This is a genomic window from Paraburkholderia sp. BL27I4N3 (genome assembly GCF_003386115.1).
Lineage (GTDB): Bacteria > Pseudomonadota > Gammaproteobacteria > Burkholderiales > Burkholderiaceae > Paraburkholderia.
On record NZ_QREJ01000001.1, the window covers coordinates 3,330,550 to 3,354,359 of the forward strand.

The 23,810-nt window shown below is 62.6% G+C and carries 18 protein-coding genes and 1 tRNA gene; 8 read left to right on the top strand and 11 right to left on the bottom strand.

Annotated elements, in window-relative coordinates; translation table 11 throughout:
• The first annotated feature begins 29 nt into the window (after positions 1 to 29).
• A complete protein-coding gene (locus tag B0G71_RS15185) occupies positions 30 to 1,784 on the top strand; it encodes a ShlB/FhaC/HecB family hemolysin secretion/activation protein (protein WP_116142593.1) in 1,755 nt (584 codons plus the stop codon).
• Between the two features lie 279 nt (positions 1,785 to 2,063).
• On the opposite strand, the gene B0G71_RS15190 is transcribed toward B0G71_RS15185, so the two are convergent.
• The 3 genes from B0G71_RS15190 to B0G71_RS15205 form a co-directional block, all read right to left on the bottom strand.
• Positions 2,064 to 2,154: transfer RNA gene (locus tag B0G71_RS15190), tRNA-Ser, on the bottom strand.
• Between the two features lie 206 nt (positions 2,155 to 2,360).
• Positions 2,361 to 3,656, bottom strand: a complete 1,296-nt coding sequence (gene serS, locus B0G71_RS15195; RefSeq protein WP_116142594.1) for a serine--tRNA ligase — start codon at positions 3,654 to 3,656, stop codon at positions 2,361 to 2,363.
• A gap of 236 nt (positions 3,657 to 3,892) precedes the next feature.
• Positions 3,893 to 5,206 carry a replication-associated recombination protein A gene (locus B0G71_RS15205; RefSeq protein ID WP_116142596.1) on the bottom strand — a complete coding sequence of 438 codons (1,314 nt, stop codon included), beginning with the start codon at positions 5,204 to 5,206 and terminating at the stop codon, positions 3,893 to 3,895.
• Positions 5,207 to 5,587: 381 nt separating this feature from the next.
• Between B0G71_RS15205 and cytX the strand changes: the two genes are divergently transcribed.
• Positions 5,588 to 6,904 carry a putative hydroxymethylpyrimidine transporter CytX gene (gene cytX / locus B0G71_RS15210; RefSeq protein WP_116142597.1) on the top strand — a complete coding sequence of 439 codons (1,317 nt, stop codon included), beginning with the start codon at positions 5,588 to 5,590 and terminating at the stop codon, positions 6,902 to 6,904.
• Between the two features lie 82 nt (positions 6,905 to 6,986).
• Here the strand turns inward: cytX and speB are convergent, their stop codons facing one another.
• On the bottom strand, positions 6,987 to 7,976 hold the full coding sequence (gene speB / locus B0G71_RS15215; RefSeq protein ID WP_116142598.1) for an agmatinase: 990 nt from the start codon (positions 7,974 to 7,976) through the stop codon (positions 6,987 to 6,989).
• A 171-nt stretch (positions 7,977 to 8,147) separates the two neighbouring features.
• Here speB and B0G71_RS15220 point away from each other — a divergent pair, with 171 nt between their 5' ends.
• The gene (locus B0G71_RS15220; RefSeq protein WP_116142599.1) at positions 8,148 to 9,068 is read left to right on the top strand and encodes a LysR family transcriptional regulator; all 921 of its coding nucleotides are present in this window, start codon (positions 8,148 to 8,150) and stop codon (positions 9,066 to 9,068) included.
• Between the two features lie 80 nt (positions 9,069 to 9,148).
• On the opposite strand, the gene lolA is transcribed toward B0G71_RS15220, so the two are convergent.
• Complete coding sequence (gene lolA / locus B0G71_RS15225; protein ID WP_116142600.1) at positions 9,149 to 9,883, bottom strand: outer membrane lipoprotein chaperone LolA; 735 nt, start codon at positions 9,881 to 9,883, stop codon at positions 9,149 to 9,151.
• Positions 9,884 to 10,231: 348 nt separating this feature from the next.
• The gene (locus B0G71_RS15230; RefSeq protein ID WP_116142601.1) at positions 10,232 to 12,544 is read right to left on the bottom strand and encodes a DNA translocase FtsK; all 2,313 of its coding nucleotides are present in this window, start codon (positions 12,542 to 12,544) and stop codon (positions 10,232 to 10,234) included.
• 355 nt (positions 12,545 to 12,899) lie between these two features.
• On the opposite strand from B0G71_RS15230, the gene trxB reads away from it, so the two are divergent.
• The 3 genes from trxB (at position 12,900) to B0G71_RS15245 (ending at position 15,493) form a co-directional block, all read left to right on the top strand.
• Positions 12,900 to 13,901: a thioredoxin-disulfide reductase gene (gene trxB / locus B0G71_RS15235; RefSeq protein ID WP_116142602.1), complete on the top strand. Its 1,002-nt coding sequence runs from the start codon at positions 12,900 to 12,902 to the stop codon at positions 13,899 to 13,901.
• A 199-nt stretch (positions 13,902 to 14,100) separates the two neighbouring features.
• Positions 14,101 to 14,859 carry a Smr/MutS family protein gene (locus tag B0G71_RS15240; protein WP_116142603.1) on the top strand — a complete coding sequence of 253 codons (759 nt, stop codon included), beginning with the start codon at positions 14,101 to 14,103 and terminating at the stop codon, positions 14,857 to 14,859.
• 13 nt (positions 14,860 to 14,872) lie between these two features.
• Complete coding sequence (locus tag B0G71_RS15245; protein WP_106280433.1) at positions 14,873 to 15,493, top strand: trimeric intracellular cation channel family protein; 621 nt, start codon at positions 14,873 to 14,875, stop codon at positions 15,491 to 15,493.
• A gap of 69 nt (positions 15,494 to 15,562) precedes the next feature.
• Here the strand turns inward: B0G71_RS15245 and fliD are convergent, their stop codons facing one another.
• Positions 15,563 to 17,071, bottom strand: a complete 1,509-nt coding sequence (fliD, locus tag B0G71_RS15250) for a flagellar filament capping protein FliD (RefSeq protein ID WP_116142604.1) — start codon at positions 17,069 to 17,071, stop codon at positions 15,563 to 15,565.
• 280 nt (positions 17,072 to 17,351) lie between these two features.
• Between fliD and B0G71_RS15255 the strand changes: the two genes are divergently transcribed.
• Positions 17,352 to 18,011 carry a glutathione S-transferase family protein gene (locus B0G71_RS15255; protein WP_116142605.1) on the top strand — a complete coding sequence of 220 codons (660 nt, stop codon included), beginning with the start codon at positions 17,352 to 17,354 and terminating at the stop codon, positions 18,009 to 18,011.
• 136 nt (positions 18,012 to 18,147) lie between these two features.
• Positions 18,148 to 19,062, top strand: coding sequence for a LysR family transcriptional regulator (locus tag B0G71_RS15260; RefSeq protein WP_116142606.1), 915 nt, complete (start codon positions 18,148 to 18,150; stop codon positions 19,060 to 19,062).
• 92 nt (positions 19,063 to 19,154) lie between these two features.
• On the opposite strand, the gene B0G71_RS15265 is transcribed toward B0G71_RS15260, so the two are convergent.
• The 4 genes from B0G71_RS15265 to B0G71_RS15280 all read right to left on the bottom strand — a co-directional run bounded on the left by B0G71_RS15265 (position 19,155) and on the right by B0G71_RS15280 (position 23,603).
• A complete protein-coding gene (locus B0G71_RS15265; protein WP_116142607.1) occupies positions 19,155 to 20,270 on the bottom strand; it encodes an ABC transporter ATP-binding protein in 1,116 nt (371 codons plus the stop codon).
• 103 nt (positions 20,271 to 20,373) lie between these two features.
• Positions 20,374 to 21,231, bottom strand: coding sequence for a carbohydrate ABC transporter permease (locus B0G71_RS15270; RefSeq protein ID WP_106279938.1), 858 nt, complete (start codon positions 21,229 to 21,231; stop codon positions 20,374 to 20,376).
• Entirely contained in the window at positions 21,221 to 22,159 is a 939-nt protein-coding gene (locus B0G71_RS15275; protein ID WP_116142608.1) for a carbohydrate ABC transporter permease, read from the bottom strand. Before B0G71_RS15275 ends, B0G71_RS15270 begins: the two co-directional genes overlap by 11 nt.
• A 196-nt stretch (positions 22,160 to 22,355) precedes the next feature.
• The gene (locus B0G71_RS15280; protein ID WP_116142609.1) at positions 22,356 to 23,603 is read right to left on the bottom strand and encodes an ABC transporter substrate-binding protein; all 1,248 of its coding nucleotides are present in this window, start codon (positions 23,601 to 23,603) and stop codon (positions 22,356 to 22,358) included.
• Between the last annotated feature and the right edge of the window lie 207 nt (positions 23,604 to 23,810).

The following is a 23,810-nucleotide window of genomic DNA, read 5'->3' on the forward strand; positions in this document are numbered from 1 at the left end:
CCAACAATAACCCGTAGAGAAAAAGACCAATGCAACACTCACGCGTCGCGATAGCACTGTCGGCGGGACTGACGCTGGCAGCTTTCGGCGCTTCGGCGCAAACGTCGCCGCCTTCGCCCGATTTCGCAAACGCCGCACGCAGCGCGGCACAGCAACAGCAACTCATCGAGCAGCAGCGTCAGGCCCAAGAACGCGCTCAGACCGTCAATGCGCCCGCTGTCCGATCAGGCACACCCAATGTTAAAGGCTGGCCTGATCTCCCAACTGAGACGCCATGCTTTCGCATCCGGTCATTCGTCCTGGATGTACCGGCGACGTTGCCCGATGTCGTTCGTGCGCAAGGCGCCTCGGCGCTTCCGCAGGACCGCTTTGCATTTGGCCGCGAGTGGCTTGAGCATTACAGCGGACAATGTGTCGGCAAACAGGGGGTAGAACTGATCGTCAAGGGCCTGTCGCAGGTAATCCTCAGCAGGGGTTACATCACCACGCGCGTCCTTGTCCCGGAGCAGGACTTGTCGAAAGGAACGTTACGTCTCTCGCTCGCGCCCGGTGTCATTCGAAAATTACGCTTTGCCGATACCGCAACGCATGGCACCTGGAAGTCAGCATTTCCGGCACGCGGCGGTGATCTGCTCAACCTGCGCGATCTTGAACAGGGGCTTGAGCAGATGAAGCGCGTCGCGAGTCAGGACGTTGATATGCAGGTCGTACCGACCGAAACCCCTGGCGAAAGCGATGTCGTGATTACTGTGAAGCGCACGAAGCCGTGGACGGTCGTCGCATCGGTCGACAACTCCGGCCAACGCGCGACGGGAAAACTGCAGGGGAATCTGGCGCTAGGCATCGACAACCCGTTAGGGCTGAACGACATATTCAACGTCGGTGCGAGTCAGGACCTCGAATTCGGCGACAAGCGCCTGGGCTCGCACGGCTGGAACGGTTCGTATTCGGTGCCTTGGGGTTACTGGACAGCGACGCTATTCGGCAACACCAACACGTACTATCAGCAGATCGCCGGAGTGAACCAGACATTTGTTTCTAGCGGCAACTCGCAGATTGCGGGACTCAAACTGCAACGCGTGCTGCGGCGTAGTCAGGACGATATCTTTGGTGTTGAGGCGCAACTGACAAAGCGCTGGGGCGCAAGCTTCATTGAAGACACTGAGATTCCTCAGCAGCGTCGAGACAACACGTTCATCGAGGCGGGATTCACCGACCGCCACTATTTCGGCGCTGCGCAGTTCGATGGCACGCTCGCCTACCGGCAGGGAATCGGCTGGCTCGGCGCGACTCCCGATACTGCAAACGGTCCGACCTACCGCTTTCACATGGCAGTGCTCGATGCAAACCTCTCCGTGCCGTTTGCGATCGCGACACAGCCGTTGAAGTACGTTACCACCCTGCACGGACAGTTCACCAACAACACCCTCAACTACATCGACGACCTGACGATCGGCAGTCGCTATACGGTGCGGGGCTTTGATGGTGAAAACCTTCTCGCGGCAGAGCGCGGGTTCTACTGGAGAAATGAATTACAGTTGCCGCTCGGCCAGACGGGACAGTCTGTGTACGCTGGCATCGACTACGGGCGCGTGTTCGGTCCCAACACGGTTTTTCTTGCCGGCACGCAACTCGCCGGAGCAGTGATCGGAGTGCGTGGGAATCTGCCGGTTCGCGTAGGAGGGTTCGCGTACGACCTCTTTGCCGGCACGCCGATTTACAAACCGACGGGATTTCAAACGGCTCGGGTCTCGGTAGGTTTTCAACTGATGGGGCAGTTCTAATTGTACGAATGGTCGGAGGAGGTGACTCGACGACGACGTATTTTTTTGGGTGGGCGCATGCCTGTTCTCATCCAGGAGAAGAACCACGGAAGTCGATTGCCAACAAGATGCGCAATCACGTCACGCTTGACCCAAGCAGGAACCGGAGTGATCCGCGAACGGCTAACGTGCTGCAGTCGACGACCCAAGATGCGCGAAACCGTTTTGATAGTCGATTCGTGAACCGAAAAACAAAAAACCCCGAAAGCCATTGACTTTACGGGGTTCTTTGAACAATTTTGGCGGAAAGGGTGGGATTCGAACCCACGGTACGGGAAAACCGTACGCCTGATTTCGAGTCAGGTACATTCGACCACTCTGCCACCTTTCCGGGTCTACTGAATCACGTTGACTACCGCCTCATCAGTACCAAGCGGGTCGATTGCTTGGGAGAAAAAGATTATAAAACAGCCTATTTCGGTTTGCCAAGCCCCTTGACCCAAAAAAACTTCAGAAGCGCCTGGTACGCGGTACATGTCTCGATGCAACATCAGCACAGTATCGACGCGATTACGATCCCGTTGCTCATGGAACCGCTTATCCAGCCGCCACTTCCAGCCTTCCAATGCCGCCCAGATACGGACGCAACGCGACCGGCACGGTGACCGAACCATCGGCGTTCTGGAAGTTCTCGAGCACCGCCACGAGCGTGCGGCCGACGGCCAGGCCCGAGCCGTTCAGCGTGTGCACCAGCTCCGGCTTGCCCTGCGCATTGCGATAACGCGCGTGCATGCGACGCGCCTGGAACGACTCCGTGTTCGAGCAGCTCGAGATTTCGCGATAGGTATTCTGTGCCGGCACCCACACTTCAAGGTCGTACGTCTTGGCAGCCGAGAAGCCCATGTCGCCCGTGCACAGCGTGATCACGCGATATGGCAATTCCAGCTTCTGCAGGATCGTCTCAGCATGGCCGACCATCTCTTCCAGCGCGGCATACGACGTTTCCGGCGCGACGATCTGCACCATCTCGACCTTGTCGAATTGATGCTGGCGAATCAGACCGCGCGTGTCGCGGCCATACGAGCCCGCTTCCGAGCGGAAGCACGGCGAATGCGCCGTCAGCTTGACCGGCAGCGCGTCCGCTTCGAGGATGCTGTCGCGTACCGTGTTCGTCAGCGAAATCTCCGACGTGGAGATCAGATACTGCGTGACCGTGTTTTCGTCGCCGCCCTTTTCGACGCGGAACATGTCGTCGGCAAATTTGGGCAACTGGCCGGTGCCGTACAGAATTTCCGGATTCACGATGTACGGCGTGTAGACCTCCGTATAGCCGTGCTGCTGCGTGTGCGTGTCGATCATGAACTGCGCGAGCGCGCGATGCAGCCGCGCAATCTGGCCGCGCAACATCGTAAAGCGCGCCCCCGAGAGCTTCGCGCCGGTCTCGAAGTCGAGCCCGAGCGGTGTGCCGACATCGACGTGATCCTTCACCTCGAAATCGAACTGGCGCGGCGTGCCCCAGCGCCGCACTTCGACGTTGCCGGTTTCGTCCTCGCCCACCGGCACGCTTTCATGCGGCAGATTCGGCACGCCCTGGAGCAGTTCCGACAGACGCTTCTGGATGTCGTCGAGCTTCGCGGCCGACGCCTTCATCTCGTCGCCGATACCGCCCACTTCGGCCATCACCGCCGAGGTGTCCTCGCCCTTGCCTTTCATCGCGCCGATCTGCTTCGACAGGCTGTTGCGGCGCGCCTGCATCTCTTCGGTACGGGTCTGGGTATCGCGGCGTTCCGCTTCGAGCGCGGCGAAGGCCGCCACGTCGAGGGTATAGCCGCGGTCGGCGAGGCGCTTGGCGACGCCGTCGAGGTCTTTGCGCAGCAGCTGAGTGTCGAGCATGGGATGGGGCGGGTGTTCGTTGTATGAAGGTGGGATTTTAGCGCACCGGCGCGGGCGGCCGGTGCGTTAGATGGCCGGCGCGTGCGGAATGCCCACACGGCGCGCGCTAAGGAGCAGAACGAGGAGCGGGTCGAGGCGCACGGCGAGGCATGAAACAACGCGTACATCGAAGCACAAAGCGAGGCGCGAAACCGCGCGCAAAGCGAGCCGGAGCGCGAGAGGCGCTCGAAAAAACGTCAGCCCTTCTTCGGCTTGTTCTCGCTGCGCCACTGCGCATCCAGCTCGGCCAGACGCGCCATCTTGTCGCCGATTTTGCCTTCGAGGCCGCGCGGCGTCGGCTCGTACCAGTGTGGATCGCGCATGTTGTCCGGCAGGTAGGTTTCACCGGCCGCGTAGGCATCGGGTTCATCGTGCGCGTAGCGGTACTCGTGACCGTAGCCGAGTTCCTTCATCAGCTTGGTCGGCGCGTTGCGCAGATGCACCGGCACGCCGCGCGACTGGTCCTTGCTCACGAAGCGCCGCGCCTCGTTATACGCGTTGTATCCGGCGTTCGACTTCGGCGCGACCGCCAGATAGATGATCGCCTGCGCCAACGCCAGTTCACCCTCGGGTGTGCCCAGGCGCTCATAGGTTTCGGCGGCGTCGAGCGCGATGCGCGCGGCGCGCGGATCGGCGAGGCCGATGTCTTCCCACGCCATGCGCACGATGCGGCGCGCCAGATAACGCGGGTCCGCGCCGCCGTCGAGCATGCGGCAGAACCAGTACAACGCGCCGTCCGGGCTGCTTCCGCGCACCGATTTATGCAGCGCGCTGATCTGGTCGTAAAATGCGTCGCCGCCTTTGTCGAAGCGGCGCAGATTTTCGGCGAGCGCACTGCCGAGCAACGCGCCGTCGATTTCGGTGGTCTTTTGCTGCGCGGCCGCCCGCGCGACGATTTCGAGGTTGTTCAAGAGCTTGCGGCCGTCGCCGTCGGCGGAGCCGATCAGCGCGTCGCGGGCTTCGTCGGTGAACGTGAGGCCGCCGAGCTCCAGCTGCGCGCGTTCGAGCAACTCGCGCTGCTCATCGTCGGTCAGGCTTTTCAGCACGTAGACGGCGGCACGCGAAAGCAATGCGCTATTCACCTCGAACGACGGATTCTCGGTCGTCGCGCCGACGAACACGAACAACCCAGACTCGACGTGCGGCAAGAACGCGTCTTGCTGGCTCTTGTTGAAGCGGTGCACTTCGTCGACGAACACGAGCGTCTGATGCCCGTTCGCGCGATGAATCTGCGCGGTCTCGACCGCCTCGCGGATATCCTTCACTCCCGAGAGCACGGCGGACAGCGCGATAAACTCCGCGTGAAACGCATCGGCCATGAGCCGGGCGAGCGTGGTTTTGCCGACGCCGGGCGGGCCCCAGAGGATCATCGAATGGGCTTCGCCGGATTCGAATGCGACCCGCAGCGGCTTGTTCGGGCCGAGCAGATGCTTCTGGCCGATCACTTCGTCGATATTGCGGGGCCGCAGGCGTTCGGCGAGCGGAACATTGGCACGGGTTTCTTCAAACATGACGTTTTGGGGATAATCTCGGCTTTTCCGGACGCGGTCCGTGTGAAGGCGGCGTACTGCCGGTGAGCCACGCCAGCACGCGAAAGTGCGGGCAACGTCCTGCATTATGACAGTGACGGCGCCCGGGCAAGAATCGCCCGGCTCCCGAACGAACACACGCGGCGCGCCGGGAACGACTCGCGCGGTCGCAATCCGGCAACGGTTGAAGCAATTGGAAGATCGAGCGGACAGGGCAGGCAACGCATGACCTGACCGCGGACAGAACAGCAGACACAAGCGTCGACACAACTTCGCAGCTAGATTGGCAACTGAGTTGGCAACTGAGTCGGCAAACGGGTTTGCAAATAAGTCGGCAAGCACTATCAACAGGGACAAGACCAGATGGCACAAGATCCACTCGCCGGCGACGCCGGTTCCACCTACGCACCGCTCACGCCGGTGCCCGACGCGCGCCGCGCGTTCCGCACCGGCGACGCCTTCGCGCTCTGGTTCTCGCTCGGCATCGGCCTGCTGGTCGCGCAGGCGGGCGCGCTGCTAGTGCCGGGATTGTCGCTGCCGCATGCGCTGCTGGCCATCGTGATCGGCAGCGTGATCGGCGTCGTGCTGCTGGCGCTGGCCGGCGTGATCGGCACGGATACGGGGCTCGCGGCCATGTCTTCGCTGCGGCCGACGCTCGGCGTGCGCGGCGCGTCGGTGCCCGCCGTGCTGAACGCGGTGCAACTGGTCGGCTGGGGCTCGTTCGAGGTGATCGTGATGCGCGATTCCGCCGACGCCCTCGCCAAGCAGGCCTTCGGCCTCTCCATGCCGCTCATCTGGACGGTGATCTTCGGCTTGCTCGCGACGCTGCTCGCGATCAGCGGCCCGCTCTCGTTCGTGCGGCGCTTTCTGCGTACGTGGGGCATCTGGTTGCTGCTCGCGGGCGCGGCGTGGCTCACCTGGAATCTGCTCGCCAAGCACGATCTGGCCGCGCTGATGCGCCGCCCCGGCACAGGTGAGATGTCGTTTGGCGGCGCGATCGATCTGGTGGTGGCCATGCCGCTCTCATGGCTGCCGCTGATCGCGGACTACACGCGTTTCGGCCGGAAGCCCGGCGAAACGTTCCGCGGCACGCTGATTGGTTACGGCATCGCCAACATCTGGTTTTACGCGCTCGGTGCGATCTACGGCCTCGCGGCGGGCGGCGGCGACACGCTGTTGACCGGCGCGCTGGCGCAAGCGGGCGGCGGCCTCGCGCTGCTGCTGATCCTGATCGACGAAGTCGACAACGCTTTCGCTGACATCCACTCGGCCGCGGTGTCGACCGGCACGTTCTGGACGCGCGGCAGCGTGCCCATGTTGTCGGCGGCGTTCGGCGCGCTGTGCACGCTGATCGCCCTTGCCGTGCCAATGGCGAAGTATCAGAACTTTTTGCTGCTGATCGGTTCGGTGTTCGCGCCGCTGTTCGGCGTGGTGCTGGTGGATCACTTCATCGTGCGCAAGCGCCGTATCGAAGTTGCCGCGCTCGCCGACGTGCGCGGCCGCTACGGCTTCTCGGGCGGCTGGCATCTGAGCGCGTTCCTCGCGTGGGCGATCGGCATCGTCGCGTATCAGGTGATCAATCAATGGCTGCCGAATCTCGGCGCGACCTTGCCCGCGCTGGTGATCGGCGCGGTGTGCTATCTGGTGTTCGTGTCGGCGCGTAAGACGGCGTATGCGTGAGGCTCATATGAGCTAGCGTCTGCGTCAGATAAAGCGCAAAAAGGCCTGCAAATGCAGGCCTTTTCTTATCGCGCGAATCGTTTTAGCGCGTGGATGCCCGATACTCGACGCCCGGCAGCACGCACAGCAACTCGAACGCGAGGTTCGCGCCGAGCAGCGCGGTCGTGCCGAACGGATCGTAGGGCGGCGCGACCTCGACCAGATCGCAGCCGACGATATTCAGCCCGCGCGAGCCGCGAATGATTTCCAGCGCCTGCGGCACCGTCAACCCGGCGATTTCCGGCGTGCCCGTACCCGGCGCGAAGGCCGGATCGATCCCGTCGATGTCGAACGTGATGTACACCGGACCGTCGCCCATGCGCTCGCGAATGCGCGCCATCAACGGCACGAGCGACTGGTTCCAGCATGCCTCGGCCTGCACGACTTCAAAACCCTGATCGCGGCACCAGTCGAAGTCTTCCGCTGCGTAACCCGTGCCGCGCAGGCCGATCTGCACGACACGGTCGCAATCGAGCAAGCCCTCTTCCACCGCGCGGCGGAACGGCGTGCCGTGCGCGATCTTCTCGCCCATCATGGTGTCGTTGACGTCGGCGTGCGCGTCGACATGAATCATGCCGACCTTGCCGTGCTTGCGATGAATCGCGCGCAGGATCGGCAACGCGATGGTGTGATCGCCGCCCAGCGTGATCGGCTTGCAATCGTGCTGAAGAATTTCGTCGTAGGCGGTTTCGATGCGCTTGATCGAATCGTGCAGGTTATACGGATTGATCGCGACGTCGCCGAGGTCGGCCACGCGCAGCGAATCGAACGGCGCCGCGCGCGTCGCCATGTTGTACGGACGCAGCAGCACGGATTCGCTGCGGATCTGGCGCGGCCCGAAGCGCGCGCCGGTGCGGTTCGAGGTGCCGAGATCGAACGGCACGCCGACGAAGCAGGCGTCGAAGCCTTCGGCCGAGCCGACGTTGGGCAGCCGCATCATCGTCGCGATGCCGCCGCAGCGGGGCATCGCGTTGCCGGACAGAGGTTGCGGCCGTTCGCCGGCTTCTGGGGAAATGAAGGAAGAGGTATTCATCGTGTCTCGGCAATGAAAAGAGGGGCAGCAAGCAAAATCGTGCAGACCGGCCGAGGGGAAGCATCAGAAGCGCACCTTGCCGGGCGAATCTCGATTCTTGAGCAGTTTCCCAGAAGTTAAAATACCGACGGAATAAACTTCACATTGATCTTCAGCGATGTATCCTGACGTATGTTCTCCCAACTCACCGATCTCGACCTGCGGCTGATCCGCGTATTTCTCGCCATTGTCGATGCGGGCGGCGTCTCCCCGGCCCAGGCGACGCTCAACGTCGGCCAGTCGACCATCAGCACGCAACTCGCCACGCTGGAAACCCGCCTTGGCTACCGGCTGTGCGAGCGCGGTCGCGGCGGCTTCAGCCTGACCGCGCGCGGCGAGCAATTCATCGACGCGGCGCGCGCCCTGCTGTCAGCCGTCGATACCTTCGGCATGCAGGCGCGCAATGTCGGCCGCAAGCTGGTCGGCACGCTCGATATAGGCATGATAGGCCACACGCCGGTGTCGGCGAGCGCGCGCATCAGCGACGCGATCGGCCGGTTCCGGGCGCGCGATCAGTCCGTGCGATTTTCGATTCTGGTGCGCTCGCCGGGCGAACTCGAAGAACTGCTGCTCAATGGGCGCATTCAGATCGGCATCGGCTATTTCTGGCATCGCGTGCCGTCGCTCGAATACACCGAGGTGTTCGCGGAAGATCAGTTCGCCTACTGCGCGAAAGGGCATCCGTTGTTCGCTCAGGCCGGTGACGTGCCGCCCGCGGAGGCTGCGCAGCATGAATGGGCGTGGCGCAGCTACCCGCTGCCCGAAGCCGAGAGTTCGACCACGCCGCAGAACGTCACCGCAGTCGCGGACAACATGGAAGCGGTCGCGATGCTGGTGCTCTCCGGGCATCATCTCGGCTATCTGCCGGGGCATTTCGCCGCGCCGTTCGTCAAGCAAGGGCTGCTCGCCGCGCTGAACCCGGCGCAGATGCGTTATCGCGTCGCGTTTCACATGGTCACGCGGGCGCGGCAGCATCGTACGGATATCGTCGAAGCGTTTATCGACGATATGAAGGCCGCGCATCCGGTGCAGGTTCTGGAAGTGGGCGAATAGTGGACAAGTCACGCGCGCAATGAAAAAGCCGCGCTCACGGCGCGGCTTTTGTGCCAATCGCACACCAACTGCGTAATGGCTTATCCGTTGATCACGTCCGCGCCCTTCGGCACCGTGAACTTGAACGCGTCGGCCGGCAGCGGCGGATTCTTCTGAATGTTCGAGAAGGTCAGCAGCGTCACGTTGCCGAACACGTCGTGCAATTCCATCGCTTCGAGATTGCCGTCCTTGAAGCCGATGCCGACGCGCTGAAACTGCGTGTCTTTCGCTTTCGGCGTGAGTTCGAGCCAGTCGATGCCGGCCTTCACGCCCGCATCGCGCAGCGTGAAGTTCTTGTCGAGATCATTGCTGCCGAACAGGATCGCCGCCGGGCTCGCGCCGAGCGCACCGCCGAGGCTGCGCACCGTCACCTGATTCAGATCCTTGTCGTAGACGTAGAGCTTGTCGCCGTCTGCCTGCAACAATTGCGCATAGGGCTTCTCGTATTGCCAGATGAACTTGCCGGGGCGCGCGAACGTGAAGGTGCCGCTCGACGTGCCGGTTTTGCCCGCCCCTTGGGTCGACAACGTGCCGCTTGCGCCTTGCGCTTTGCTCGGCGCCCGCACTTCCTGCTGGACAAAAGTGCCGCGCGCCGAATGCACTTGCGCGACGAACGCCTTCAGTTGCTCGGTCCCGCTCGCGAACGCCTGCGACGCGAACAGCACCGACGCGCCGATCGCCACGCTGCCGACGCCGCGCACGAAGCTGCGGGCGAACTGGCCAAATCGGTTGGATCGAGCATTCTCTCGAGCGTGCTGCTGCGCGAATAGCTGCATGTGGTTTCTCCCTTGATTGAATTCGTTGAGCGGTCGTGACCGCTTGCTTGCGCATTGGGCAATGCCTTGGGTGCCCGTATTTGGTGAGGGGCTGCCGCGATGCCAGCGAGCCTGTTTCCCATCGGCGCCGTACTGACGGGTCATGGGCAGCTTAGCCACCCCGCCTTAAACGAGCCTTAGGGTAGCGACCGGCCCTTTGATGCCGCAAAGCTCGGCTCGCCAAACGAGCCTTCGACGCGGTGGCGACGCCTCTACGCCGCAGGGCGTGGCTTGCCTTGCTTTCGGTTGCGCTAAACAGGCGCCGCGTTTCGCGGCCGAAGGCGCATTTGCCGCCTCGCTGCCCGCGGTTTACTCCGCTTCCCGCGCCGGCGCGAGAATCTCGCGATTCCCGTTCGACGACATCGCCGACACCACGCCCGAGTTTTCCATCTGCTCAAGCAGCCGGGCCGCACGGTTATAGCCGATGCGCAAATGCCGCTGCACCAGCGAGATCGACGCACGACGGTTCTTCAGCACGACGTCGACCGCCTGGTCGTATAACGGGTCCGACTCGCCGTCGCCCGATCCGGTTCCTCCGGCGCCCGCGGAGCCTTCGTCGCCCTCGCCCGTCACGCCGCCTTCGAGAATGCCCTCGATGTAATTCGGCTCGCCCTGCTCCTTGAGTTTGTCGACCACGCGATGCACTTCCTCGTCCGACACGAACGCGCCGTGCACGCGCACCGGCAACCCGCTGCCCGGCGGCAGATACAGCATGTCGCCCATGCCGAGCAGCGATTCCGCGCCCTGCTGGTCGAGAATGGTGCGCGAGTCGATCTTCGACGACACCTGAAAAGCCATCCGCGTCGGCACGTTAGCCTTGATGAGGCCGGTGATCACATCCACCGACGGACGCTGAGTAGCCAGAATCAGGTGAATGCCGGCCGCGCGCGCCTTCTGCGCGATCCGCGCGATCAGTTCTTCGACCTTTTTGCCGACCACCATCATCAGGTCGGCCAGTTCGTCGATCACCACGACGATGTTCGGCAGACGCGTGAGCGGCTCCGGATCGTCCGGCGTGAGGCTGAACGGATTTGGCAGTTTTTCTTCGCGTTTGGCGGCTTCGTCGATCTTGTTGTTGTAGCCGGCGAGGTTACGCACGCCGAGCTTGCTCATCAACTTGTAGCGGCGCTCCATCTCAGCCACTGCCCAGTTGAGCGCGTGACCGGCCTGACGCATGTCCGTCACGACCGGACACAAGAGATGCGGAATGCCTTCATACACGCTCATTTCGAGCATCTTCGGATCGATCAGGATCATGCGGACCTGCTCGGCGCTCGCCTTGTAGAGCAGCGACAGGATCATCGCGTTGATACCGACAGACTTGCCCGAACCCGTCGTACCCGCCACCAGCAAGTGCGGCATCTTCGCGAGGTCGGCGCACACCGGCTTGCCGCCGATGTCTTTACCGAGCCCCATGGTCAGCGGCGACGCGGCATCCGCATAGACCGCCGAGCCGAGAATCTCCGAGAGGCTCACGGTCTGACGACGCTGGTTCGGCAACTCCAGCGCCATGAAATTCTTGCCAGGAATGGTTTCGACCACGCGAATCGACACGAGCGACAGCGAACGCGCGAGGTCCTTGGCGAGACCGACGATCTGGCTGCCCTTCACACCGGTGGCCGGCTCGATCTCATAACGCGTGACCACCGGGCCGGGATACGCCGCGACCACGCTCACTTCGACGCCGAAGTCCTTGAGCTTTTTCTCGATCAGGCGCGAGGTGAACTCCAGCGTATCCGCCGAGATAGTTTCCTGCGCGACGGGCGCGGCATCGAGCAGCGAAATGGGCGGCAAGGTGGAATCGCCCGGCAGGTCGGTGAAGAGCGGCACTTGCCGTTCTTTCTCGACACGCTCCGACTTGGCCGGCGTGACGACCGGCGGCACGATCATGACCGGCTCGTGCTCCTCGATCCGCACGCGGCCCTTCTCGACCTTGCCCTCGCGCTTAACCGCAGCCGCTTCGCCCAGCTTGCGGTCGCGGCCGGCCTCGCGGCGCAGCTTGGCGAAAGTCACTGCGGAAATGATCGATTCGCCGACCTTCTCGGACACCGACAGCCACGAAAAACGGAAATACAGCGACAAACCGATGCCGAGCACGATCAGGAGCGCCAGCGTGCCGCCCGTGAAGCCGAGCGCATGCGACACGCCACGCGCGACGGCCTCGCCGATCACGCCACCCGGCGCGCGTGGCAACTGCACTTTCAGCGACCACATGCGCAGCGCCTCGATGCCGTCGCAGGCCAGCAGGACCAGCATGAAAGCGAACGCGTCGGCAAGCCAGCTCTCGCGCGGCACGTCTTCCTGCTCTTCCTCGTGATGGGTGATGCGCTTGTAGTTCGCAGAGATATGGCGGCCGAGCAGCACGATCCACCAGTAGGCGGACAGGCCGAACAGCAGCAGCAGGATGTCCGACGTCCACGCGCCGACGCGGCCCGCCCAGTTGGCGATATGGTCGACCTGCGCGGCGTGGGTCCAGCTCGGATCGCGCCGGCTGTAGCTGACGAGCGCCATGAGCAGGAAGACGCCGAGCGCCACCTGCAGGATCCAGCGGATTTCGGTGAAAAGGCGCGACATGCGGTGCGGCAATGCCTGCGCGCTCGCGGAATAGGGAGCTTTTGCCATTGATCCTGTTGCGTGTGTGCCCGGTGTGTGCCCGGTGTGCGCCCGACCCCGGCCTGAGTCGTGGTTAAGCCTCGCCCAGCGCGGCTTCGGGCCCGATCCCGGCGTCCGGGAACTTCGATCCGGCCTATTGTAAACGCAGTGTCCCGCGCGAGGCTGTAAATGACGGTAACTTGGCCGTTTGGCCACAGAAAGGCGTGGCGAGGCCCGCCGCCGACGCTATCGGCGTGATCGGAAAGCTTCATGGAGCAGGCCGGCGCCCCGCCCTTTATAATGTCGCGCTGATACCCATCTATAGTTTCAGCTCAAGTCGCGCGGCCTCGCATGGGCGAGCCGGGCGCCGTAAAAGGATTCGATCATGCCTGCAACTTCCACGAAACACGCCAAGGTTCTGATTCTCGGTTCCGGTCCCGCCGGCTACACGGCGGCGGTCTACGCGGCGCGCGCCAACCTCGCGCCGGTGCTCGTCACGGGTCTGGCTCAAGGCGGCCAGCTCATGACCACGACCGACGTCGAAAACTGGCCTGCGGACCCCAACGGCGTGCAAGGCCCGGAACTGATGGGGCGCTTCCTGGAGCACGCCGAGCGCTTCAACACCGAAATCATTTTCGACCACATTCATACGGCCAAGCTGGATGAAAAGCCGATCCGCCTGATCGGCGACTCGGGCGAATACACCTGCGACTCGCTGATCATCTCGACCGGCGCCTCGGCGCAGTATCTCGGCCTGCCGTCGGAAGAAGCGTTCATGGGCAAAGGCGTGTCGGCTTGCGCCACCTGCGACGGCTTCTTCTACAAGCAACAACATGTGGCCGTGATCGGCGGCGGCAATACCGCTGTCGAGGAAGCGCTCTATCTGTCCGGCATCGCCAGGAAGGTGACGGTGATCCATCGCCGCGACAAGTTCCGCGCCGAGCCGATCCTGATCGACCGTTTGCTGGCAAAGGAAAAGGAAGGCCTGGTCGAGATCAAGTGGGACAGCACGCTCGACGAAGTCACCGGCGACCAGTCCGGCGTAACCGGTCTGCGTATCAAGAACACGAAAACGGGTGCCACCGAAGACATCGCGCTGCAAGGTCTGTTCGTCGCGATTGGCCACAAGCCGAACACGGACATTTTCGCCGGCCAACTGGAGATGAAGAACGGCTACATCATCACCAAGGGCGGCCTGAACGGGTTCGCGACCGCCACCAGCGTGCCGGGCGTGTTCGCCGCGGGCGACGTGCAGGACCACGTATACCGTCAGGCGATCACCAGCGCCGGCACGGGTTGTATGGCTGCGCTCGACGCGCAACGCTACCTGGAAACCATCGACGAGATGGCCGGCGAGCACGCGATGAGCCAGGAAGCCGAGCGTTAATTCACGGCGGCGGCCGCGCCAGTCTGCAAACCGCGTCGGCAGACTGAGTGCAACGGTAAAATGGCGGCTGGGCATCGCCCGGCCGCCCGCTTGAAAGAAGGCCGCGGCTGCAAAGCCGGCGGCCTTTTCGCATTCAGGTCTTCCGGTCGCCAGGAAACGTCGCGCAACCGATCTACTTTCTCTGCCTGTTACTAGCGATATGCCGAAGAATCAGCCTCACCCGAGCGAACCGAAGCGCGCGCGAGCCGTCGCGCGGCCCGCGCCCGAACCGGCTGCGCCTGCCGTCAAACCGAAGCTCGATCCGGCGGCCGGTCTCGCCGGCCTCGGCGCATTGCGCGACGCGCTCAAAGTCGACACGCAACGGCGCGAGCGTGAAAGGGTAGCCGCTGCTGCCGCGCAGCGTGAAGCCTCGGCGGACGCCGATCTGTTCCGCCGCGAGATCGGCTCCGTCGCGCCGCTCGCCGTGCCGCCGCGTGCCACGCTGCCGCGCAATCCCCCGCCGCCGCTGCCGGTACAGACCAAACTCGACGAAGAAGCCGTGCTGCACGAAGCAATCTCAGACGAGTTCGATCCCGAGATTCTGCTCGAAACGGATGAAACGCTGTACTACTGCCGCCCCGGCGTGAGCCAGGAAGTCGTGCGCAAACTGCGGCGCGGCGACTGGATCGTGCAGGCGCAAATCGATCTGCATGGCATGCGGCGCGAGGAAGCGCGCGAGGCGCTGGCCGAGTTCATCCGCGAATCGGTGAAGCGCGGCTTGCGGTGTTTGCGCGTGATTCACGGCAAGGGCTTGGGGTCGATCGGCAAGGAGCCGGTGTTGAAGGGCAAAGTACGCGCGTGGCTCGTGCAGAAGTCAGAAGTGATCGCATTCTGCCAGGCGCGTCCGCATGACGGCGGCGCCGGCGCGGTAGTCGTGCTGTTGCAGCCGGGCGCCGCGCCGGCTCACGCCAAAGCCTGACGGAGCCACGGTGATCCATCCAAGGCTGACGCTCGCGCTGACCATCATGGAGGCGCTGGCGATTTTCGCGTACGCCATTTCCGGTTTCATCGAAGCCAAAACCCGCCGGCTCGATGCCGTTGGGACATTTCTGGTGGCGATCGCCACGGCTTTCGGCGGCGGTACGTTGCGCGATGTGCTGCTCGAGAGGCGGCCCTTTTACTGGGTCGAACATCAAGGCTATCTGATCGCGATCTTCGTTATGTCGCTGTTCGCGCCGACGCTGTTGAAGATGACCTCGCGGCTGTTTTCAGAGCGGGTTCTGCTGGTAGCCGATGCGATCGGGCTGGGACTGTTCAGCATAGGCGGTACATCGATCGCGCACGACGCGCAGATGCCGTGGTTCACCTCGGTGATGATGGGCGTGTTGACGGGCGTTTTCGGCGGCGTGATTCGCGACGTGCTGTGCAACGAAGTGCCGCTGATCCTGCGCGATTCGCGGCCGTACGCCACGTGTGCGTTCGTGGGCTGCTGGCTGTATGTGCTGCTGGATTACATCGATTTCGACACGGTGTATAGCGTGTTGATTGCCACCGCTTTTATCCTGCTCGCGAGGTTGGTGACGTTCAGGTTCAATGTGCGTCTACCGCATTGACTAACGCGGCGTGGCTCGCAAGGACGCGCCGCGCATTGCCCGCAAACTGCAACGCGCCGCGCTTCAAAATCACTTGTTGGTCGCCAACGCCCCCGCGCTCTTCGAGCCGCCGAACAGCGCCGTCAGATAGGCCGAATTGTTGTTCATGGTCGCCATCAAGGTGTTCAACGCGGTGAACTGACTCTGATACTGCTTCGTCAATTGCGTGGAGTAATCGCTGAGCCTGGTCTGTTGCGCGGTGACACTCTTCAGGTCGGCATTCAACGCGGTATTGCGCGTGTCGATGATGCCGCCCGTCCGCGTGAACTCGTTGATGCTCTTGTTCAATTTCGCGCCGAGACCATCGGTCGAGTTGAATAACGCGGCAACCTGCGCCGGGCTGGTATTTAGCGCGGTAGTGAGTTTCGCGTTGTCGACTACCAGCGTGCCGTCCGCCGGATCGCCTTTCAGGGTGATGCCGATGTGCCCGAGGCTCACCACCGACGTGCCCGTACCCACCCCGCCGCTCACGATCGACGCCAGCGCGTTCTTGACCGTCAACAGCGTGGAATCGCCGAGCAACGCGCCAGCCTGCTTCGACGATTTGTCGTACGAGGACAACTTGCTGACCGTGGTGACAACGGTGTTGTACAGGTTGGCGAAATTCGTGATGGCCGTGTTCTGCGCGGTGGTGTCCGGCGCGATGGTCAGCGTCTGCGGATTGTTGACCGACGCGCTCGACAGATTCAGCGTGACGCCGGCAATGGCATCGGTAACGGCGTTGTTGGCGCTGCGCGCCGCGATTCCGCCGATGGTGAGCAGCGCGTCCTGCGCCACTTCGCTCTGATGCCACGCATTGCCGGCATCCGACGACACGATCGTGGACGCTCCGCCGTTCGCGCCGGGCGTCGACGTCACGCCGAGGCTCGACAGGCCTGCGTCGTTCTGGACGTTGCTAGTGGTCACGTTGATCGTATTGCCCGAACCGGTGGCCGCCGAGCGCAGCACGAGGTGAGCGCCGCCGGTGCCGGTCACGATCGTGGCCGTGACGCCGGGGTTGTTGGACGCTTTGTTGATTGCGGCGGCGATGCCGCTCAGCGTGTTGTTGGTGTTGTCGATGGACACATCCATCGACTTGCCGCCGGCCGAGATGCTCAACGTGCCTGTGCCGAGTTGCGTGGTCGCGCCGAACGCCGCCGAAGACAGGCTTTGCGACGAAGCGATCTGCGTCACGTCGATCGCATAGCTGCCGGCCACCGCGCCGGGGCCCGCTTTCGGGTCGAGGCCCTTGGCGCTCGCGGTGGCCGCGAAGGTGGACAACGTCGTTCCGTCCGACAGGTTCTTGATCGCCGCCTGCAAGGCGGACAACGCCGAACTGAGCGCGCCGTAGGCGGATAAGGTGGTGTTGTCGCTGGTCTGCCTGGCTTGTAACGCCGCCGCCTGCCCCGCCGTTTTGGCGTTGACGAGTGCCGAGACCAGGGTCGAGACGTCCATCGACGAATTGCCGGTCGAACCGCTGATGATTGATTGCGCTGCCTGCTGAACCTGGCTCTGCGCGTTGGCCGTCGCGCTGTTCACCGAGGACGTGATGCTGGACATGTGAAGCTCCCCGTGCGTCGAATTATTCGTTTTTGATTGAGTGACGCCCCGGGCTTGTTGCTGCTGCGCCGTCTGGCCGGTCACATCGCGGTCCCTTACAAATTTTTCAAATGTTACACCATCTTTCTTCACGGCTTTGTGACGTTTTAACGTAGCGAATGTTGGTGATGCCAAGGGTCGTGGCTGTCGATTTGCGTGGCGCTCACTCGTCGTGAGATAAAACGGTCGCTCCGGCCGTTTTCGTGCCACAGCAACTCACCAACCGTCCAAGGTGACCACGATGACCCTGAAGCTCTACGCCCATCCCTTCTCCTCGTACTGCCAGAAGGTCCTGACCGCGCTCTACGAAAACGGCACGCCGTTCGAGCTGCGCCTGCTGGCGCACGACGACCCGCAAGTCATGGCCGAATTCGCCGCGCTCTGGCCGATCAAGCGCTTTCCGGTGCTGGTGGACGGCAACCGGACGGTGATGGAGGCGAGCATCATCATCGAGTATCTGGGCCTTTACCACGCCGGGCCGGTTCAACTCCTGCCGGCCGACGCCCGCGCGGCGCTGGAAGTGCGCAGCATGGATCGCTTCTTCGACAACTACATCTCGACGCCGCAGCAAAAGATCGTCTACGACAGCATGCGCCCTGAGCCGGAGCGCGACCGGCAAGCCGTCGCCGAGGCGCGCGCCATGCTCGATACCGCGTACGGCTGGCTGAACAAGGTGATGGCGGAGCGCGAATGGGCGGCCGGCGATACGTTCAGCCTCGCCGATTGCGGCGCCACGCCGTTCCTGTTTTACGCCGACTGGACGCACGCGATCGGCCCGGCGTTTCCGCACGTGCTCGCCTACCGCAAGCGCCTGCTGGCGCGGCCGTCGTTCGCTCGCGCGGTGGACGAAGCGCGGCCCTATCGTTCGTATTTCCCGCTCGGCGCGCCGGACCGGGATTGAGGGCTACGGCGTGGCCGTGTCGCGCAAAAGACGAGCGTCTGCGCCACGTCGACCCTAACGGTTTGCGACAACAAATTTCCCAACCTATACACTTCACTTCGAAACCTACTTCCGCCAATCAACCTTAAGGCCAAACATGGACCGTTTCGAAGCCATGGAGATATTTACGCGTGTGGTCGAGGCGAACAGCTTCACCAAAGTATCCGAGTCGCTCGACCTGCCCCGCGCCAAAGTCAGCCGCACCATCCAGGCGCTGGAGGAACACGTCGGCGTGCGTCTGTTGAATCGTTCGACGCGCCAGGTCAGCGTGACCGAAGACGGCGCGCTGTTCTACGAGCGCTGCGTGCGCATCCTCGCCGAAGTCACCGACGCCGAGTCGTCGCTGTCGAACAAGCGCGAAAATCCGGCCGGCACGATCCGCGTGGATACGTCCGGCACGCTGGCGCGCGCACTGCTGCTGCCCGCGCTCGACGATTTCTACCGGCAATACCCCGAGATCGACGTGCGGCTCGGCCTCGCCGACCGCAACATCGATCTGATTCAGGACGGCGTGGATTGCGTGATCCGTATGGGCACGCCGGAAGAGTCGAGTCTCGTCGCGCGGCGCATCGGCCAGGCGCGCATTGTCACGTGCGCATCGCCGGCATATCTGGAGAAACATGGCGAGCCGACCACGCTCGAAGAATTGAGCGAGCACCGCGCGGTCAACTACGTGTCGGCGCGCACCGGCAGGACGTTCCCGTTCGAATACGAGGTGGACGGCGATATTGCCAAGGTGTCGTTAAAGAGCGTGCTCGCTGTCAACGACGGCAGCGTCTATATCGGCGCGGCGGCGCTCGGTCACGGCATCATCCAGCCGTCACGCTTCATGGTCGCCGATCTGATTGCGCAAGGCGCGCTGAAGGAAATCCTCACCGGCTATACGAGCCCCAGCACGCCGCTTTCGGTGCTGTATGCGCATCGCCGCAATCTAAGTTCGCGGCTGCGTGCTTTCATCGAATGGGTGACCGAACTGGCACGCAACAATCCGGATCTGCGTATTACGGAGTAGTAAAACCAGGCGCGCAAAACTAAAAACCCCATGCGTTGTGGAACGCATGGGGTTTTTGTTTCAATTGCACTGAAAGCAGTAAAACTTCGCGATCAGGCAATCCGCTCTTCGTTCGACGGATCGAACAGCACCGCCTTAGACGTATCGAACAGCAGCGTCGTATTCGCCAGCGGCTGCGGATTCGACGCCGGGTGCACGCGGCTCACAATACGCTTGCCGTTGACCTGTGCGAACACCAGCGTGTCCGGACCGGTCGGCTCGATCACGTCGACCTTTACTTCGATCGGCTGCAGCTTCGCGTTGTCGCCGTGCGCGCCGCGCGCGTCGGTGATGCGCTCCGGACGCAGGCCGAGAATCACCTCACGGCCCACGTGCGACTTCACCTTCGCCGAGTCGAACGGCAGGTTCAGCGGCGTGCGCGCAACACCCGTATCCAGTTCGAGCGCCACACCCGCGCCCTGCTCCACCAGCTTGCCCTGAATGAAGTTCATCGGCGGCGCACCGATGAAGCCGGCCACGAACAAATTCGACGGCGAGTCGTAGATGTCCTGCGGTGCGCCGAACTGCTGCACGACACCGTCTTTCATCACCGCGATGCGGTCACCGAGCGTCATCGCTTCGATCTGATCGTGCGTCACGTAGACGATCGTCGTGCCGAGGCGTTGATGCAGCAGCTTGATTTCAGAGCGCATCTCGATACGCAGCTTCGCGTCGAGGTTCGACAGCGGCTCGTCGAACAGGAACATGACCGGATCGCGCGCCAAGGCACGGCCCATGGCCACGCGCTGACGCTGGCCGCCGGACAGTTGACCCGGCTTGCGGTCCAGCAGGTGCGTGATCTGCAGCGTGTTCGACACGCGGTCGACGATCTGCGTCTGCTCGTTCTTCGGCACCTTGCGGATGTTCAGACCGAACGAGATGTTCTCGCGCACCGTCATGGACGGGTACAGCGCGTACGACTGGAACACCATCGCAATGTCGCGATCTTTCGGCGACAGGTTGTTCACCGTCTTGCCGTCGATCTGGATCTCGCCCTTGGTCACAGTCTCGAGGCCGGCAATCATGTTGAGCAGCGTCGACTTCCCGCAGCCCGAACCGCCGACCAGAATCAGGAACTGGCCGTCTTCGATGTCGATATTGACACCCTTCAGAACCGGCACCCCGTTCGGGTAAGTCTTATACACGTCACGGATGGAAAGGCTTGCCATGCTGTGAATCCTCTTGTCTCTGGTACTGCTTGAAAACTTTGTCGGGTGACGGCGGCTTCGAATCGAACAGAAGCCGCCGCGCTCGGATGAACTAGCCTGGCCTTTAGCCCTTCACCGCGCCGGCCGTCAGGCCGCGCACGAAATAGCGTCCGGCGATGATATAGACCAGCAGCGTGGGCAACGCGGCGATGATCGCGCCGGCCATGTCCACGTTGTATTCCTTCACGCCGGTCGAGGTGTTCACGAGGTTGTTCAGCGCCACCGTGATCGGCATGGAATCGACGCCGGAGAACACGATACCGAACAGGAAGTCGTTCCAGATCTGCGTGAATTGCCAGATCAGGCACACCATGAAAATCGGCAGCGAAACCGGCAGCAGAATCTTCGTGAAGATCGTGAAGAAACCCGCGCCGTCGATACGCGCCGCTTTGACGAGTTCAGCCGGAATGCTGACGTAGAAGTTGCGGAAGAACATCGTGGTGAAGGCGATACCGTAGATCACGTGCACCACCACCAGACCGGTGGTCGTGTTCGACAGGCCGAGAAAGCCTTCGAAACGCGCCATCGGCAGCAGGATCGCCTGGAACGGAATGAAGCAGCCGACCAGGATCATCGTGAAGATCGGATCCGCGCCACGGAAACGCCAGTGCGTGAGCACATAACCGTTGAACGCGCCGATGATCGACGAGATCAGCACGGCGGGAATCACCATGCGCACCGAGTTCATGAAGAACGGCTGCATGCCGTCGCAACGCACACCCGTGCAGGCGCCGCTCCAGGCCTTGATCCACGGATCGACGGTCCAGTGCGTGGGCGGCGTGAGCAGATTGCCCGTGCGCAGTTGATCGATGTCCTTGAACGACGTGGACAGCATCACGTACAGCGGGAACAGGAAATACAGGGCGAACAGGAACAGGGCCGCATAAATGACGGCACGGCTGATCGTCATCTTAGGCTGCATTGCGGGTGCTCCTCGATTCCAGATACATGAGCGGCACGAGCACGGCTACGACAGTGGCGAGCATCATCATCGACGATGCCGCGCCGACGCCCAGCTGCCCGCGATTGAACGAAAACGTGTACATGAAAATAGCCGGCAGCGACGAAGACGTGCCCGGACCGCCCGCGGTCAACGCAACCACCAGGTCGAAGGTCTTGATCGTGATGTGGCAGAGAATCAGCAGCACGGAGAAGAACACCGGGCGCATGCTTGGAATCACGATCTTGCGGTAGATGGTGGGCAAGCCCGCGCCATCCATCTGCGCGGCCTTGAAGATTTCACCGTCGACACCACGCAAGCCCGCAAGGAACAGCGCCATCACGAAGCCGGTGGACTGCCACACGGCCGCGATTACGACGCAGAAAATCGCCTTGTCCGGATCGCCCAGCCAGCTGAACGAAAAGCTCGTCCAGCCCCAGTCGTGGAACACTTTTTCGAGGCCGACGCTGGGCGTCATGATCCATTGCCACGCCGTACCCGTCACGATGAACGACAGCGCCATTGGGTACAGGAACACGGCGCGCAGCGCGCCTTCGTTGCGGATCTGCTGATCGAGCAGGATCGCGAGAAACAGACCAAGACCGATACAGATACCGATGAACGGGATGCCGAACCAGCCGAGGTTCGCAGCCGAGGTCCAGAACACATCGTTATCGAACAGTTCGCGATAACGATCGAGACCGACGAATTCATAACGGGGCATCAGTCGCGAATTGGACAGCGACAGATAGCCGGTAACTGCAATGAAGCCATAGACGAAGATCAGGCTGATCACGACGCTGGGTGCGAGCACCAGCTTCGGAATCCAGCGATCGGCAAGGGCCGCCATGGGCGACGCGCGGCGGGCGGCGCTAGCCGTTTTCCCGTTTCCGCTGATAGAAGCAGTCACTACTCGACTCCTGCTGAAACTGTACCGCCGGGAGATTCACGCCTGACAGACGCGAGGCCGCAACGGCATAGGTGTGACTCTATGAAACCAGGGGTGAAGCCGCTTGTGACCAGTGCAACCAGTGCAATCAGCGACGTGAAGGGCGCGCCCGGCGCCCGTTGCTGAACCGCCGGGCGCGCCGCTTCGCTTACTTCACTTACTTGGTCTTCGCTGCCTTCGCGAGCGCGGCAACCGCGCTCTTCGAATCCTGCTGCGAGTTCATGAACTTCGTGACCACATCCGAGATCGCGCCGGCTGCTGCATCCGGTTGCGCCATGCCGTGTGCCAGCGAAGGCACATAGCCGCCCGACTTGATCGCCACTTGTTCATCCGCGTACGACTTCTTCGCGCAGTCGTCGAACTTGGCCATCGACACGCCCAGGCGAACCGGGATGGAACCCTTGTTCAGGCTGAACTGCTCCTGGAAGTCCGGCGACATGATCGTCTTGGCCAGTGCGAGCTGACCCGGCGTGGCCGCCTTTGCGCCCTTCTGCTGGAAGAACACGAACGAGTCTACGTTGAACGTGTAGGACTTTTCCGTGCCCGGCACTGCGGCGCAGATGTAGTCCGAGCCCGACTTCTTGCCGGCGTTGGCGAATTCGCCCTTCGCCCAGTCGCCCATGAACTGCATGCCGGCCTTGCCGTTGATGACCATGGCCGTTGCCAGGTTCCAGTCACGGCCCGTGCGGCCCGCGTCGAAGTAACCCTGGATCTTGCGGACCGTGTCGAACACGCCGACCATCTGATCCGACGTCAGCGTCTTCTCGTCGAGGTCGACCAGCGCCTTCTTGTAGAAGCCCGCGCCTTGCGACAGCACGACGTCTTCCCACAGCGTCAGGTCTTGCCACGGCTGGCCGCCCATCGCGATCGGCTGGATGCCCGCGGCTTTCATCTTGTCGGCCACCGCGAAGAATTCAGGCCACGTGGTCGGCGCCTTGCCGCCTGCCTTGTCCAGCGCTGCCTTGTTGATGTACAGCCAGTTCACGCGGTGCACCGAGAACGGCGCTGCCACGTAGTGACCGTCCGCGTGCATGATCTTGTCGATTTCCGGCGGCAGATTCTTCTTCCAGTCGCCCGCGACGGAGTCGATTGGCACCAGCACGCCTTGCGACGCCCAGTCCTGGATCAGCGGACCCTTGATCTGCGCAGCGCTCGGTGCGTTGCCCGAGATGACCTGCGTCTTGAGTGCCGTCATGGCAGCCGCGCCGGCGCCACCCGCAACCGCGAAGTCCTTCCACGTGTAACCCTGCTTCGTCATGTCGTCCTTGAGGACGCCGACGGCTTTCGATTCACCGCCCGAAGTCCACCAGTGCAACACTTCGATCGACTCGGCGGCTTGCACGGCCGAGACGCCACACATCAGACCTGCGGCGCACAAAGCGCCCATGATCGCGCGAAATTTCATTGCTTATCTCCTCCAGACACCTGAACAAAAAACAAATGGCCCCTGATGTCGCCAGGGTGCTGTGGTTGGTTCAAACAGGCAAAACACTGGGCGATCGAGCACGGTCGGGCGCATGCGCGAGGCATGTGCCGGCGGACCAATGTCCGGCCGCTGGAAGCTCAAGAGATGAGTGGTTCGGGATGCAACTGACTGTCTCCTCTTTTGATT